Consider the following 15,099-nt stretch of genomic DNA (forward strand, 5'->3'; position numbering starts at 1 on the left):
GTTGGAGGTCTTGCCCACTTTCGGGTCGGGCGGACGGCACCCTGACCGCCCGGTTCACCGCCGACGCTCCGGACTTGTACCGGGTCACCCTCGACACCGGTACCCATCCGCCGATCTCCGTCGGCCCCGCCTACGCGGGGATGGCTCACGCATGCCCCGGCCGTCGCCGACCCGGCACTGCGCGCGAGGCTGACGGCGAGCCTGTCCTGGACCGTCACGCACTGAAACGGCCCGGGGCCGAGGTGGGCGTCCCTCCTCGGCCCCGGGTCCGTCATGTCACCAGGTGCCGGTGATGGGGGTGTCGCCGGGGTTGCCGAACGAGACCTGGTAGGCCAGGGCACTGGAGTCATGGGCCGCGCCCAGGAACTCCGCCGTCGCGGACCGGTACACGCCGACCTCGTCCCGGCCGTCACCGTCCCAGTCACCCACGATCGGGTTCTCGTAGTGGTTGCCGAATGGAACCGCATGGTCCACCGAGGCGCCCGCACCCGAGTCCGTCAGGTAGAACATCCCCTCGGCCGGCCGGTACACCCCGATCGTGTCCCTGCCGTCACCGTTCCAGTCACCCACCACCGGAACATCCCCCGCCGACCCCATCTGCTGCGTCCGCACGACATTCACGTTGTCGTCCGTCCACACGAAATCCTGCGTCGACGGACGATAGATCCCGATGGTGTCCCTGCCGTCACCATTCCAGTCACCCACCAGCGGCACGTCACCCGGGTTCCCGAAACCCGCACTCACCGCGACGCTCGCATTGTCGTTCGACAGATAGAACCACCCCTCCGACGGCCGGTACACCCCGAAGGTGTCCTTGCCGTCACCGTTCCAGTCACCCACCAACGGCACATCACCCGGGTTCCCGAACATCGTCGAACCCGCCACACCCCCACCGTGGTCCGCCACCGCGAACAACGCCTCCGCCGACCGGTACACACCCACATTCGTCGGCCGTGCCGCGACTCCACCGTTGAGCTGCACGTCCAGGTAGTCCTGGTCGATCTGGAGCGTGTAGCCGCCCCACGTCTCGGTGGTGTTGCCCCGGTACTGGTGGACGCGCCGGTGGTTCGCCCAGGTTCCGGCCGGGATGACCGGCTCGTCGGTGTTGGCGGCACCGTTCCAGCGCGCGGTGAACAGGACCTCCGGGAGGGCGTAGCCGTTCGACCGGTTGTTCACGATGTCAGCGATGCCGGAGTTCGAGGAGCTGTAGACGCCGGAGTTGTAGCCGCGCTCGTGCAGCCGCGTCGTCCACGCGGACAGGAACGAGAGGACCCTGCCCGAGTAGGCGGAGCCGTAGTCCTCCATGTCGTTGTAGATCAGAGACCCCTGGCCGAAGCCGAGTTGAGCGGCCTGGTTGGCCGCATCGTCCGCGGCCGCACGCCCCTGGGCGGCGGCGTTGGCGGGATCGATCTGGTGGGCGTAGAGCCCGACGTAGATCGGCAGGAACCTCCAGCCGTTGCCGGCCTGCCGCTGCACCCAGGACGCGGTGAGGTTGGACTGGCCGCAGGCACGGTTGCTGCCGCCGATGTAGACGCCGACCGCCCCGTAGGGCGAGTTCGCCTTCCAGGAGTCCATCAGCCCGTTGCTCGGCGCCGTGCAGGCGTCGAATCCCTTGCCGATGTGGTTGGTGAGGTCTGCCGAGCCGTTCACGGTGAGGCCGGCGGTCGCTCGGGCGGGGGCCTCGTTCACGGCGGCCTTGCGCGAAGTGGCGTGCGGCAGGCCGGCGCGGTCGAGGACCGACCGCACCAGACCGAGGTCGTCTGCGTAGGTGGCCGTGACCTTGAGGCCCGGCACCCGGCTGACGATCTCCTTGCCGACCTCGGACAGTTCGGTTCCGTGGCCGGCGACGGTGCCGTCCGGCTGGATGAGCAGCGCCTCCGTGCGGCCCACCAGGCCGGTCGGGCAGGCCTGGTCCTCACCGGGAGTGCCGAGGTAGACGGCGTGCTGGTCGAAGCGGACGCAGGCGGTCGGGTCGGCCGCCAGGTCGACGACGGGCCAGTTCTTCGGGACGTCGAACCGATGGCCCTGGTAGCTCACGGACTTGAGGTCCGAAGCGGAGGGAGCGGCCTGGGCCGCGGTGCTCAGGGCACCGCTGAGCAGGGCCCCGACCGCGACGGCAGCGGCGAGTGCGCTCCGTCGTGCGGATCGCTCGGCTGATGGCATGGGAGTGGATCTCCTTGAGAGTTGGGTCGTGCACGGGCAGGCCCTGCGTCCCGGGTCCGGCGTCCGGTGAAGGTGCTGCCGGGGCGTCGTCCCGGAGACGGGCCGTGTCGGTGCTGGATCAGAAGAAGGCGCTCTTGACGGTCGAACGGGCCGTGCGCAGACACGTCGGCGACGCAGGCCGGCGGAGGGGGCCGGCCTGCGCGCCCACGGAATCGATCAGTTCCGCGTGCTACCAGGTGCCGGTGATGGGGGTGTCGCCGGGGTTGCCGAACGAGACCTGGTAGGCGAGGGTGCTGGAGTCGTGGGCCGCGCCCAGGAACTCCGCCGTCGCGGACCGGTACACACCGACCTCGTCCCGGCCGTCACCGTCCCAGTCACCCACGATCGGGTTCTCGTAGTGGTTGCCGAACGGAACCGCATGGTCCACCGAGGCACCCGCACCCGAGTCCGTCAGGTAGAACATCCCCTCGGCCGGCCGGTACACCCCGATCGTGTCCCTGCCGTCACCGTTCCAGTCACCCACCACCGGAACATCCCCCGCCGACCCCATCTGCTGCGTCCGCACGACATTCACGTTGTCGTCCGTCCACACGAAATCCTGCGTCGACGGACGATAGATCCCGATGGTGTCCCTGCCGTCACCATTCCAGTCACCCACCAACGGCACATCACCCGGGTTCCCGAAACCCGCACTCACCGCGACACTCGCATTGTCGTTCGACAGATAGAACCACCCCTCCGACGGCCGGTACACACCGAACGTGTCCTTGCCGTCACCGTTCCAGTCACCCACCAACGGCACATCACCCGGGTTCCCGAACATCGTCGAACCCGCCACACCCCCACCGTGGTCCGCCACCGCGAACAACGCCTCCGCCGACCGGTACACACCCACATTCGTCGGCCGCTTGGCGGGGCCGCAGTTCTTGCTGGTGAAGTCCTGCGTGGCGCCGTTGAAGGCGACTCCGTCGAAGGTGGCCTGCTGGCCGACGCCGTTCAGGGTCTCCTCGAAATGGAGGTGGGGGCCGGTCGAGTTGCCGGTGCTACCCACGCGTCCGACGATCTGACCGGCCTTCACGTAGGTGCCGGCCGACACGTCGAGGGCGGAGAGGTGGGCGTAGTGGGTGGTCCAGCCGCCGCCGTGGTTGATCCGTACGTGGGTGCCGGCCCAGGAGCTGCCCGCCTCGGCGACCTCGACGGTTCCGTCGGCGCTGGCTGCCACGGGGAGGCCGAAGTCGTCGCCCGGGTAGTGGTTGAGGTCGACCGAGCCGTTCGGGTTGTGGCCCGCGTAGGTGCTCGCGGTCCACTTCTCCCCGCACGGGACCGGAAGCTGGAAGTTCGGCCGTCCGACCGCATGGGCGGACGGAACGGACAACAGGGACAGGGCGACGGTGGCTATCGCGGCCGCGCCGGTCAAACGTGCCTTCAGCATCTGATGTACTCCTCGGAGCGTGTCTGCTGTCGCACTTGCTGTGTCCCTCGGCACGGGGACCGGGCAGCGCAGGGTCCACGACCGGACGGACGCTCCGCCCCGCGCACGCATCCCCCGACCCCCCCGGACCGGTGCAGCGGAACCTCACAACATGGTGCTGGTGATGTCCCGTGAAATTCGGCGGTACTGACTGCCGCGCCTCGACATTAGATCAACCACCCCCCTTTTCCAAGGGTCTTCCAAAAGGCCCTCAAAGCCGGGAGTCGGGACCGGACGAGGGGGAACTAATTCGGAGATCTGGGCATGACTGGCCATCGGTTCCGAACCCGCAAAAATGGGGCCCGATCCGCCATCCGCACCGAAACCATCCGGACGGGTCCATGCTTCGCAGAACGGACCCAAAGCAGACGAACCCGCTTCGCGGGCGAGCTCCGGCCGAGGCGCCGGCCCGGGTCGCAGACACGGCCACCCATGGCCCATTGAGTGAACAAGCTTGCCACTCAAAGCAATTGACCAGCCATTTCTTGCCGGGACGGGCACCAGCGGCACGCATCGAGAGTCGCCTCCCCTCGGAGGTCGTCGACCGGCGAGCCACCCCCGGCCCCGCCGGGCCTGGCGCCCGCACCCCCTCGACGGGTACGGGCTCCGCGCCAATTGCGGGCCATCCCCCAAAAGAAAGAGCCGAGTTCACTCTGTGCACAGAAATCGCGAGAGCCGGGTTCATCCTGTGCACAGAATTGGTGCCGCCCTTGGAGTTCAACTTCCGGAAACCGGCGGGTGGTGACAGGAATCCTGCGGTCCATCGATTTCCTGACAAGTCAGGCCCGCTGGGTCGGGGGACCGGCCCGCCCGCATCGACTCGGTGCGGGCGGCGGCACTCGGCGCGGACGGCCCCCGCACCGTCGTGCGCGTCCACAACTGCCGCCCGGACAAAGAACGGTGCCGGCCTCCCCATCAGCGCGGGGAGACCGGCACCGTGGGCCGGGGAGGTCACGGCAGTGGGATCCGTACCACCTGGGGGTCGTGGTCGCTGAGTTGGGCGGCGAACTCGCTGCTGATGTGGACGATGTCGTAGGCGTACGACGTGGCCGCCAGCGAGCGGGAGATCAGGATGTGGTCCAGCACCTGCGAGTTGCCCTCGTACACGTAGGTGTAGCGCTCGGGCAGCGGCAGGGTGCGCGGCAGGTCGGTGAGCGAGCCGCCGGCCGTGAGGCTGTCGATGGTCTGAGAGAACTCGAAGTCGTTGAGGTCGCCGAGCACGATGACCGAGGCGTTCGGGTCCACGGCCAGGGTCCGGTCGGTGAAGCCCTTCACCACGGTTTCCGCGTCTGCTCCGCCCTCGCGGAGGTGACCCAGGTGCCCTTCCGGCCCGCGTGACCGGCCCCGGCCCCGGCCGTCGGCCGTCCGAGGACGCGAACACCGTTCACCGGTGTTCGCGGTGCCTTTCGCGCCCCCGCCGTGCCCCGATTCGGCACCGGACCTGCGGGAACCGCCCAACCGTGCCCGCCCCAAGGCCTATGATGCGACCGATCCGGTTCTGCACTCGCTGTCGCGCCGGGTCGGGTTCGTCCCGAACAAGGCGGCTGGGGGCCGATGTTGGACACGTGGGATGTGCTGGAGCCGGCTGTCGCGCGGGTCTGGCCGAAGGCGCCCGACAACCTGTCAGAAGCCGAGTTCGAGCGGCTGGAGGCCGAGGTCCTCGTGGCGCTGCGCGCCCTGGAGACCGCGCGCGGCCGTGCGCCGTCGCCGGGCCCGGACGCGGCCGACGCCGTCGAGGAGGCCGCCCACGCGGTGGCCGCCGCCTTCGAGGCGTACCCGCCGCTGGACGACCTCCTCGTCGCCGAGTTCGACGCGCTCACCGACGGCCGGGAGCGCTTCGGTCCGGACGCTCCCCCGCCCTCCTGGGGCACGACGACGCGCTCCCTGCTCGTCCCCGTCCTCTACGCCACCGACCGCGCGCCGGCCACCGGGGCCGGGGCGGCGTACGGCGGCGAGCGCGGCCCGCTCTCCTACGGAGAGGCCCTGGTGAACGTCCCCGACGACCACCGCGTCGGCGCCGTCGAGAAGCCGCGCTGGTGGCGGCTGCGATTCCGCACCAGCCCGGACCGGGACACCCACCTCGGCGAAGTCACCCCGCTCACCGCCGCCGGGTTCGCCGAGCGGGCCCGCGGCCGCCACCTCCCCGGCAACGGCGAAACCCCCCGATCGGCACTGGTGTTCGTCCACGGCTACAACGTCTCCTTCGCCGACGCCGCCGTCCGGGCCGCCCAGATCGCCTACGACCTCAACTTCACCGGCCTGCCCATGCTGTACAGCTGGCCGTCCAAGGCCGCCGTCACCGACTACCCGGCCGACGGCAACGCCGCCCGCCGGGCCGTCCCGCACTTCCAGGAGTTCCTGCGCCACGTGCTGACGGACACCGGTGTCGACGAGGTGCACCTCGTCGCCCACAGCATGGGCAACCGGCTGGTCACCGACGCCCTGGCCGACCTGGACACCACCGCCCTCCCCGAGGGTGCGGGCCGGCTCGGGCAGGTCGTCTTCACCGCGCCCGACGTCGACGCCGAGGTGTTCCGCCAGCTCCTGCCGAGGATCGTCCACCAGGCGCGCGGCTGCACCCTCTACGCCTCCGCCAACGACCGCGCGCTCGCCGTCTCCAGCCACCTGGCCGAGTACCCCCGGGCGGGCCAGGCCGGACCGGGCGTGGTGGTCGCGCCCGGCCTGGACACCGTCGACGTCTCCGAGCTCGACACCGGCCTGATGGGCCACTCCTACGTGAACGACCACCGCTCCGTGCTCTCCGACCTGTACGGGCTGCTGCGCCACGGCCACCGGCCGTCCGAGCGCTACGGGCTGGTCCGGGTCCCGCACCAGGACGGCGCGTACTGGGCCTTCCAGCCGTAACCCCCACCCTCTCCGACAAGCGAACACACAGGGCATGGCGACGACGACCCCCTCCCAGCGAACGACCCACTTCCTGGACAGCTTCCCCTTCCGGTGGGACCACCCCGGTGCCGGCGAACTCCGCGACCTGCTCGCCTCCGTCCACTTCCGGGTCAGCCCGGTGCTGGAGCTGGCCCAGCAGACCGGCATCCGCCCGGCCGACGTCAACTGGGACCAGCCGATGACCCAGGTCTGGTTCGACCTCATCGGCGTCGCCCGGAAGCAGGAGAAGCTCCGTCCCCTGCTCGACCGGATCGCCGACGGCCCCGACCAGGCCCTCGCCGCCCGCCTGCGCGAACTGCTCGCCGCCCACCCCGTGCTCCCCGCCCCCGCGACGGAGCTCCCGGCAGGGACCTGGGCCGCCTTCCGGGATCCGGACGAACAGGAACGGCAGATCTTCGGCGCCGCCGAGTACCTGGACGTCGCCTTCCTGCGCCGCGGCGCCGAACTCGCCACCGCCGTCTGCCGCCTGCTGGTCACCCACGCCGACGGCACGGCCTGCTACGGCACCGCCTTCCGGATCGGCCCCGACCTCCTGCTGACCAACCACCACGTCCTGTACGCCGACGGCCGTGCCGCCGTGGCGGTCGAGGCCTGGTTCGGCTACGAGCAGGACCTCGACGGACGGGCGCTCACCTACCGCACCGTCCGGTGCGACACCGCCACGGCCGTCGGCCGGCCCGAGGGCGACTGGGCCGTGATCCGCGCCGCCGGACCGCTGCCCGAGGACGCCCTGGTGGTCCCGCTGCCCGAGCGGGTCACCGTCGCCGAGGGCGACCGGGTCTGCATCATCCAGCACCCGCACGGTCTGGTGAAGAAGCTCGCCGTCCGCCACAACGTCGTCCGGCACGTGGACGAGCAGGTGGTGCAGTACTGGACGGACACCGATCACGGCTCCTCCGGCGCCCCCGTCTTCGACGAGCGCTGGCGGCTGGTCGCCCTGCACCGCGGCTACGACCGCGTCGGCGGGCGGCTCACCGCGTCGGAGTTCCGCAACGAGGGCCTGCGGGTCGAGCGGGTGGCCGAGGCCCTGGCCGCCGCCGGGGTGGAGTGAGCCGGTGGCACTGCTGGACCTGCGCGCGTTCCCCCACGACGACCCCAGGGGCAAGGCCCTGCTCGACGCCCTCATGGAGGTCTACTCCCTACAGCCACCGGCCCGGCAGATCGCCGCCCGCGCGGGCATCAAGGAGGCGGAGATCGACTGGGCGAGGCCGATGCTCGACGTCTGGCCGGACGTCGTCGACACGGCCGCGACGACCGGACTCCTGCGCAGGCTCGTCGAGGTCGCCGCCGAGGACTCCAACTCCCGGGCCGCCGCTGGGGTGTTCGCCGAATTGCTGGACGAACAGGATGTCGCACGATCCGTCGACCCGTTCGATCACGGACTGGTCAACGACGGGTGGAGCGCCTTCTTCGACCGCAAGCCCCTCCGTTCCCGGCTCCGGGACATGGTGCTCGACCGCGGCCATCGCGTGCTCACCATCGAAGGCGATCCGCGGAGCGGACGGACCCACACCTGGTTCCTCATCCAGCACGTGCTGACGAGCCGGGGCATCAACCCCTGCCGGTTCAGCATCAACGAGTACACCGAGCCGGTCCGCGTCTCCGACCTGGCCGACTTCCTCAACGACGAGTTCCGGGAGTGGAGCGTGCAGATCGACCACCACTCCTCCGAGGACCAGCAGGCCGACCGGCTGGTCAGACAGCTCAGGGGACGGATGCGCGAGGAGCGGGGGTGCGTCCCGGCCCGGCCCCGGCACTGGCTCGTCTTCGACGACTCGGAGTCCCTCCGCTTCACCGAACCCGCCCTGCGCGCGGTCGTCCGGCTGATCAGGGCCGTGGTCGAGGGGGAGATGGCGGACCGGCTGCGGATCGTGCTGCTCGCCTACGACGGCTGGCTGCCGCCGGAGCTCGAATGGCACGCCGCCCGGGAGCAGCTGGGCCCGATCGGGGTCCAGGACCTGCGCGACTTCTTCCGTACGGTCGCCGCGGAAGCCGGCCGCCCGATCGACGCCGAGACCGCCAACGGTCTCGCCGTCAAGGTGCTGAGCGAGACCGGCCACGAGGCCTGCCTCCCCGACGGCCCGCTCCCCCTGACCAGCGAGATCCAGCGCACGGCTGTCGGCCTCGGCCGGAGCCTCTACCAGGGATGTTGACGACGGTGACCGAGACCGGAACGCTGCCGCCCCACGCCGACTACCGCGAACGGACCGTCCTGCTGGGTGCGTTCACCGCCGAAGGGCTGGCGGAGGCCTCCCCGGACCCGGCCGACGGCGCCACCTCCGACGCGTCCCTGCGGCGCTTCCTCGTCCACGACTGCGAACGGGTCACCACTCGGGAGGGACGCCGCTGGCGGCTCACCTCCGAGGTCCGCACCGCCACCATCGAGACCCTGGGCCGCCCGGACCGCCTGCGGGCCGCCCTCACCACCGCACCCCGCACGGGCCCCGACCCGGCGCGCGACTGGGCCGAGCGGTTCCTCGGCTCGGCGAACCCTCCGCTGGACCGGCAGGGCTTCGACGAGCTGTTCGCCGCCCTCACCGTGGTCGGCTGGTTCCGCGACGCCCCCCGGGCCCGGGCCGCTCTCGACGGCCACGGGCTGACGCTCCCGTCCTCCGACGAGGTGCAGCAGCACCTCAAGCGGGCCCGGCTGCTGCAACCGCTCCAGGCACTCGCCGACGAGACGTTCACCGGGCGGGAGGACGAACTCCGGGCACTGGCCGGCTACGTGGACGGCAAGGACGGCTACTCTCCCTGGCTCCTCGTGCACGGACCGGGCGGGGTCGGCAAGTCCACGCTGCTGTCGCGCTTCCTCCTGGAGCGTGCCGGACCTGCCCCCGCCGCCCACCTCTACCTGACCTTCGAGCGCCCGGAGCTGGCACCGGAACGCCCGCTGACCGTCCTCATCGAGGCCGTCCGCCAAGTCGCCCTGCTGGCACCGCGGATGCGCGACCGGGCGGACGCCCTGGGACACTCGCTCCGCCGCGCCGTCGCCGCCGACCTCAGAGCGGAGCGGGACCGCAGTTCCTCGTCCGGGCACCGGAGCTCGCGGAACCACGACACCGATCTGCTGCTCCACAGGTTCGGCTCCCTCCTGGCCACCGTCGGGGCCGACCACGACGGCCGGATGCCGCTGCTCGTCCTGGACACCTTCGAACGGGTCCAACGGCGCGGCCGCTTCGCCCAGGACCGCCTGCTGCACACCCTGGACAGCCTGCGGTGGACCTGCCCGAACCTGCGCGTCATCGCCGCCGGCCGCGCGCCGGCCGACGACCCCCGCCTCCGCTCCGTCCCCCTCGAAGGGTTCGACCCGCCGACGGCCCGCCACTTCCTGCGCCGGCAGGTCACCACCCTCGCGCGGGCCACCGACGAGGAACTGGACCTGGTCACCGACACCGTCGGCCGGAGCCCGCTCAACCTCAAACTGGCCGCCGCCCTGCTCCGCCGGGAGGCCGACGCCCTGCGGGACCCGGCCCTGCACGAGCGGCTCCGGGAGAAGCTGGAGGCCGAGACCGTCCAGGGCGTGCTGTACCGGCGCATCCTCGACCACCTGGACGACCCGGACCTGCGCCGCATCGCCAGCCCCGGCCTGATCGTCCGGAAGGTCACCCCGGACGTCATCCGCACGGTCCTGGCCGAGCCGTGCGGCCTCGGCGCGGTGGACGAGGACCGCGCGCTGCTCCTCTTCCAGGACTTCCGGCGCGAGGCCTCCCTCGTCGACGAGGTGCCGGGGCGGCTCGCGGTCGTCCACCGGGCGGACGTCCGCGCCGTCATGCTGCCACTGCTCCGGCGGGACCGCCCCGAGGTCGTGGAGCTGATCCACCGCCGGGCGGTCGCCCACTACGAGAACGACGGCGACCGGGTCGAGGAGCTGTACCACCGGCTGGCGCTGGGCCAGCCGACCGAGACCCTCGACCACCGCTGGGACAAGGAGGCGGGCCGGTTGCTGGAGCCGGCCCACGACGAGCTGCCGCCCTGCTCGCAGGTGTACCTCGCCGAGCAGTTGGGCAACATCGCCCCTGCGGAGCTCCGGGCGCAGGCCGACGACGAGACCTGGGCCCGGCAGGCGCTGCGGGCCGCCCATCAGCTCCTGGTCGACGACCGTCCGGACGAGGTGCTGACGCTCTTCCAGGAGCGTCCTCGGCGTGTGGGCGGGGACATCCCCCTCACCGTCGTCCTGATCAACTCACTGGCCGCTCTGCGCCGCTGGGATGAAGTGGACGCCTTGGCCAACGACGTCCTGGCCGGCGAGCCCGACCCGGCCGCCGCCGCGAGCATGCTTGTGCTGCGAGCCCAAACCGCCCTGATCCAGGGCGACTTCGGCCGGGCCCACGATCTGCTCTACCAGGCGCGAGTCGCGACAGAGGCCCTTCAGGACACGGTGCTCACTCTCAGCATCAATGTGAACATCCTGCGTCTGCACAGGACCGGCGGCTCCTTCGACTCGATCGACGCCCGTCGGCTTCGCGACCGCACGCTCACCATCATGAGCAACCTGGACCCCCAGGACATCGCCCGGAACCCCGAACTCATCCGGCTCATCGCCGCCGAACTCGGCGAGGAGGCACCCGAGTTCGTGGCACTCACCGCCCGGCAGTCCGGCGTCGACCTCTCCGGCGGAGGTGATTCCGCCCTGCACAACGCCCTCACCTCGGAGGAGTTGCGGGACTTCACCCGGGCCACCGGCATCAGCGTGCCGCCTCCCACACCGGGCACCGGCCCCGCACTCACCAGCGTCGACTTCGGCGACGCCGTCAACACCTACCTCGGCCAGGAGGGCGAGCACCCCGCGGCCTGGAGCCGAGCGGTGGTCCAGAACCTCCGGCACGAGGTCGACCTCGCCACACCCGCCCCCACCCCCCGGGACACCACCCACGACGCCATCGTCTTCCTCCCCGGCTTCATGGGCAGTTCGCTCCTGGACACCGAGACCGGCCGGCACGTGTGGGGCAGTCTCCGGGGCACCGGCCTCCTCCGGCTCCCCGCGCTCCGTATCACCCCCGCCGAACGGGCGGGCCGGACCGACCGGCTGCGCCCCGACGGCCTGCTGAGCGCCCCGGCGTGGCTGGCGACGCTCGGCGGTCTGGAGACCTACCAGCCCCTGCTCGACGCGCTGCGCGCCACCGTCCCCCACCAGGACGCCGTCCTGCCGTTCCCCTACGACTGGCGGCTCTCCGCCGAGGTGAACGCGCGCCTGCTGGCCGAGGCCGCCCACCGCCACTTGGAGGACTGGCGCGCGAACCCGCGCCGCAGTCGGCCAGGAACACCCGACGAGCAACCCCGGCTGGTCTTCGTCGCCCACTCCACCGGCGGCCTCGTCGCCCGGGCGGCGCTGGCCGCCGACTCCCGACTGGCCGCGCTCACCCGCGACCTGGTCACCATCGGCACGCCCTTCCACGGCACCCCCGCGGTCGCCGAACTGTTCAGCGGCCGCCGCCGGATCCTGCCGCTCTCGCCGGCCGGACTGGCCGCCACCCTGCCGGGCGTGTACGACCTGCTGCCCGACTACCCCTGCGTCGAGACGGACGGCGGACTGCGCCGGCTGCGCCTCGACGACGTCGGCCGCGCCGGCGGCGATCCGGACCTCGCCGCCATCGCCCTGGCGGCACGGCGGACGGAGGCCCGCGCGCCGTTCCTCCCCCGCACCCGCGCTGTGGTCGGCATCGGGCAGCCGACCGTGCAGAGCCTACGAGTCACCGAGGACGGCATCGCGGCGGAGCTGACGGCACCGCGCACCGACGACGACGGCCGCCCGTACCGGAGCGGGTCCGGCGAGATCGTCCGCTGGGACCGCGGCGGGGACGGCCTCGTCCCCCGCGATGCCGCCGCGCCCTCCGCCTCGAACGCCGTGCTGTTCGTGTCCGGCCGGCACGGCACCCTCTGCTCCGACCCGCAGGTCCTGGAGCTGGTCCGGGCCGTCCTCACCGACCGGAGGCCGGCCGCCCACCGGCCCCGCCCGATGACGGACGCCCTCCAGCGCCCGGGCCTCGGTCTCTCCCTCCCCGACACGGCCGTCGCGGGGCAGCCCTGGGCCCTGATGGTGCACGGCGCGACGGCGGACAGTGCCACCTGCCGGATCACCGACGAGGCCACCGGAGCAGCCGTCGCCACGCCCCCGCTGCTGCTCAGCGACGCGACGCTGGTCGCCGCCGTCACCCTCCGCCGCCCTGGCCTCTACCGGGTGACCGTCACCTCCGGCCCCGAACGGGTCAGTGACCTCCTCCTCGCCACCGGCCCCGACTGACCCCACCGGCGCGAATGCCGGAAGGGCGGCCGGAGACGAGTGCTCCGGCCGCCCTTCCGGGCACTCGTCCGGCTCCGGTTCCGGGCGGAACCGGACGAGTGGTTCGAGAGCCGCCCCGGGTCGGACGGCGCGGCCGCGTCGGCCGTCGTCCCTACCGGCACGGGCGCCGGGCAGGGCGGGCGCTCACCCGCTCGGCTCCGTCCGCTGGCGGGAGGTGATCCAGCCGTCGTGGATGTCCCAGGTGCCGCCGTCCGCGGTGGCGCCGCGCAGGCCGTCCAGGGTTCCGGGGCCGGCCAGTGCGGGCAGGCGGGGGTCGTCGAGGGCGGCGAAGGCGACGGTGCGGGCCGGGTCGAAGTCGGTGGAGTGGCGCAGGCGGCGGGCGAGTTGGGCGAAGCCGAGGACGGCGGCCGCGATCACCCAGGCATCGGGGATCTGGGCGGTCAGGCGCCGTGCGGGGCGCAGCCAGGACGCCGCGTCCTCCGGCCAGTCCACCTGTCCGAGGACCGCGCCGCCGCGGGCCTGCCACGCCTCGGCGAACGCGCGGGCGGTGGCGCGGGAGACGTCGTCGCGGCCGTGGCCGATCACGACGGTTTCGACGCGGGGCCGGCCGGAGGTCAACAGCCCTATGACCGCGGCGAGTTCGGCGTCGGTGTGCGGCCGGGGCGCGGCCGGGCCGCCGAATCGGCCGGTCTGGTCGGCGGTGCTGATCCTCGGGGAGCGGGAGGGGTTCGCCGGGGCGCTGTGGTGGTGGGTCATGGCGAGGATTCCTGGTCCTGGGTGCTCACGAGGCGTCGTGGAAGACGAGGCCGAGGGTGTGCCTCCGGCCGGTGCGGACGGTGCTCACCCCGTGCCGCATCGGTGCGACCGACCAGCCCCGCTTGCTCGCGACGGGCCGGTCCCGCGTGGTGAAGACCAGGCCGTGGCCCTGCGGGAGGACGGTGGCCGAGCCGCGGGACTGGGCGCGGGCGCGCTGCTCGGTCATGAGGAACTCGCCACCGGTGAAGTCGGTGCCGGGAACGTCCAGGCCGATGACGACCTGGAGGGGGAAGAGCATGTCCCCGAACACGTCGCGGTGCAGGGCGTTCCAGTCGCCGGGGCCGTAGCGCAGCAGGATCTGCGCGGACCTGGCCTGGCCCGCGGCGTGGCACGCCGCCGTCCATGCGTCCAGGTCATCGGGCCAGGGCGCGGGCTTCCGGAGCTTCTCGGCCCAGGCCCGCGCGACGGGCAGCAGCCGGGGGTAGAAGGCCGCACGCAGGTCCCGGACCGGGGCGGGCAGGTCGTGGGTGAAGTAGCGGTACTGGCCGGAGCCGAAGCGGTGGCGGGCCATGTCCACCGTCGTGCGGAAGCGGTCGGGCTCGTCGTAGAGGGCGGTGATCGCCCGGCACTCGGCGGGCGTGAGGAGCGGGCCGGTGAGGGCGTGGCCGTACTCGTCGAGTTCGCCGGCCAGGGCCGGCCAGTCGGTGCCATCGAGCCGGTCGGCCACCGGACCGGCGGTCAGGGTGGCGTCGGTCATGAGTTCTTCCTCGCTGCGGGCAGGGACGTACGAGCGGTCTCGGGCGACGATCCCACCTCGGCGCGGCGGGACGGGGCGGGACGCACCCTGGGTCCCAGGATCGCCACCGCCCGGCGAGGGCGCTGGCGGCATTCGGACACCGCGTTCCGGGCACCCCGCGCCCCCTGGCCACCGGTCCCGCTGCTGTACCGTCCCCCCGTGATCGGCTCCCCGGTGGTGCTCCTCGCGACCTTCAACGTCCTGCACGGGCGGCAGCTCCCGTCCGACGGACGTCCGACGGCGCCCGCCTCCGGCACCGTCGCCGTGCACCCGCTCGTCGACGCCGTCGCGTCCCTGGACGCCGACGTGGTGGCCCTCCAGGAGCTCGACCGCTTCCAGAAGCGGTCCGGCCGGGTGGACCAGGCACGGGCGCTCGCCGAGGCGACCGGCGCCGCGGACTGGCGCTACGCCCCGGAGTTCCACGCCCGTTCCCTGCCGGGCCGGGCCTGGGTCCGCGACCGGTCCGAACCGGGGCTGCGGGTGTACGGTCCGCCGGGCGCCGGGCACGACGGGGAGGTGCCCTCGCACGGCGTCGCGCTGCTGTCCGGGCTGCCGGTCCTGGGCTGGCGGGCCCGGCGGTTCGGCCGGAGTTCCACGCCCGTTCCCTGCCGGGCCGGGCCTGGGTCCGCGACCGGTCCGAACCGGGGCTGCGGGTGTACGGTCCGCCGGGCGCCGGGCACGACGGGGAGGTGCCCTCGCACGGCGTCGCGCTGCTGTCCGGGCTGCCGGTCCTGGGCTGGCGGGCCCGGCGGTTCGGCGCGCCGC

At 72.6% G+C, this 15,099-nt stretch carries 10 protein-coding genes; 5 read left to right on the forward strand and 5 right to left on the reverse strand.

Features of this window, described 5'->3' with window-relative positions:
- Nucleotides 1–276 precede the first annotated feature (276 nt).
- The 3 genes from BU198_RS26460 to BU198_RS26470 form a co-directional block, all read right to left on the reverse strand.
- A complete protein-coding gene (locus tag BU198_RS26460; protein WP_188299389.1) occupies nt 277–2,163 on the reverse strand; it encodes a DUF1906 domain-containing protein in 1,887 nt (628 codons plus the stop codon).
- Nucleotides 2,164–2,392: 229 nt separating this feature from the next.
- Nucleotides 2,393–3,595, reverse strand: coding sequence for a M23 family metallopeptidase (locus tag BU198_RS43945; RefSeq protein ID WP_317620332.1), 1,203 nt, complete (start codon nt 3,593–3,595; stop codon nt 2,393–2,395).
- Nucleotides 3,596–4,585: 990 nt separating this feature from the next.
- Nucleotides 4,586–4,909 carry an endonuclease/exonuclease/phosphatase family protein gene (locus tag BU198_RS26470; RefSeq protein WP_188299391.1) on the reverse strand — a complete coding sequence of 108 codons (324 nt, stop codon included), beginning with the start codon at nt 4,907–4,909 and terminating at the stop codon, nt 4,586–4,588.
- Between the two features lie 279 nt (nt 4,910–5,188).
- Between BU198_RS26470 and BU198_RS26475 the strand changes: the two genes are divergently transcribed.
- Genes BU198_RS26475 through BU198_RS26490 form a run of 4 tightly spaced genes read left to right on the forward strand, consistent with a single transcriptional unit; the run spans nt 5,189 to nt 12,782 of the window.
- Nucleotides 5,189–6,499 (forward strand): alpha/beta hydrolase, encoded by a 1,311-nt coding sequence (locus BU198_RS26475; protein ID WP_188299392.1) that lies wholly within the window; start codon nt 5,189–5,191, stop codon nt 6,497–6,499.
- A gap of 34 nt (nt 6,500–6,533) precedes the next feature.
- A complete protein-coding gene (locus tag BU198_RS26480; RefSeq protein WP_188299393.1) occupies nt 6,534–7,592 on the forward strand; it encodes a trypsin-like peptidase domain-containing protein in 1,059 nt (352 codons plus the stop codon).
- A 4-nt stretch (nt 7,593–7,596) separates the two neighbouring features.
- Nucleotides 7,597–8,694 carry an effector-associated domain EAD1-containing protein gene (locus tag BU198_RS26485; protein ID WP_188299394.1) on the forward strand — a complete coding sequence of 366 codons (1,098 nt, stop codon included), beginning with the start codon at nt 7,597–7,599 and terminating at the stop codon, nt 8,692–8,694.
- 5 nt (nt 8,695–8,699) lie between these two features.
- On the forward strand, nt 8,700–12,782 hold the full coding sequence (locus BU198_RS26490) for an AAA family ATPase (protein ID WP_188299395.1): 4,083 nt from the start codon (nt 8,700–8,702) through the stop codon (nt 12,780–12,782).
- Between the two features lie 183 nt (nt 12,783–12,965).
- Here BU198_RS26490 and BU198_RS26495 read toward each other — a convergent pair whose 3' ends face one another.
- Together BU198_RS26495 and BU198_RS26500 are read right to left on the reverse strand one after the other, a co-directional pair.
- The gene (locus tag BU198_RS26495; RefSeq protein ID WP_188299396.1) at nt 12,966–13,538 is read right to left on the reverse strand and encodes an ABC transporter substrate-binding protein; all 573 of its coding nucleotides are present in this window, start codon (nt 13,536–13,538) and stop codon (nt 12,966–12,968) included.
- Between the two features lie 25 nt (nt 13,539–13,563).
- Nucleotides 13,564–14,295 (reverse strand): 2OG-Fe(II) oxygenase, encoded by a 732-nt coding sequence (locus BU198_RS26500; protein ID WP_188299397.1) that lies wholly within the window; start codon nt 14,293–14,295, stop codon nt 13,564–13,566.
- 198 nt (nt 14,296–14,493) lie between these two features.
- On the opposite strand from BU198_RS26500, the gene BU198_RS26505 reads away from it, so the two are divergent.
- A partial coding sequence (locus BU198_RS26505; protein ID WP_411293238.1) for an endonuclease/exonuclease/phosphatase family protein occupies nt 14,494–15,099 on the forward strand: 606 nt, incomplete at its 3' end.

The sequence above is a fragment of the Streptomyces sp. CBMA156 genome (assembly GCF_014596515.1).
GTDB lineage: Bacteria > Actinomycetota > Actinomycetes > Streptomycetales > Streptomycetaceae > Kitasatospora.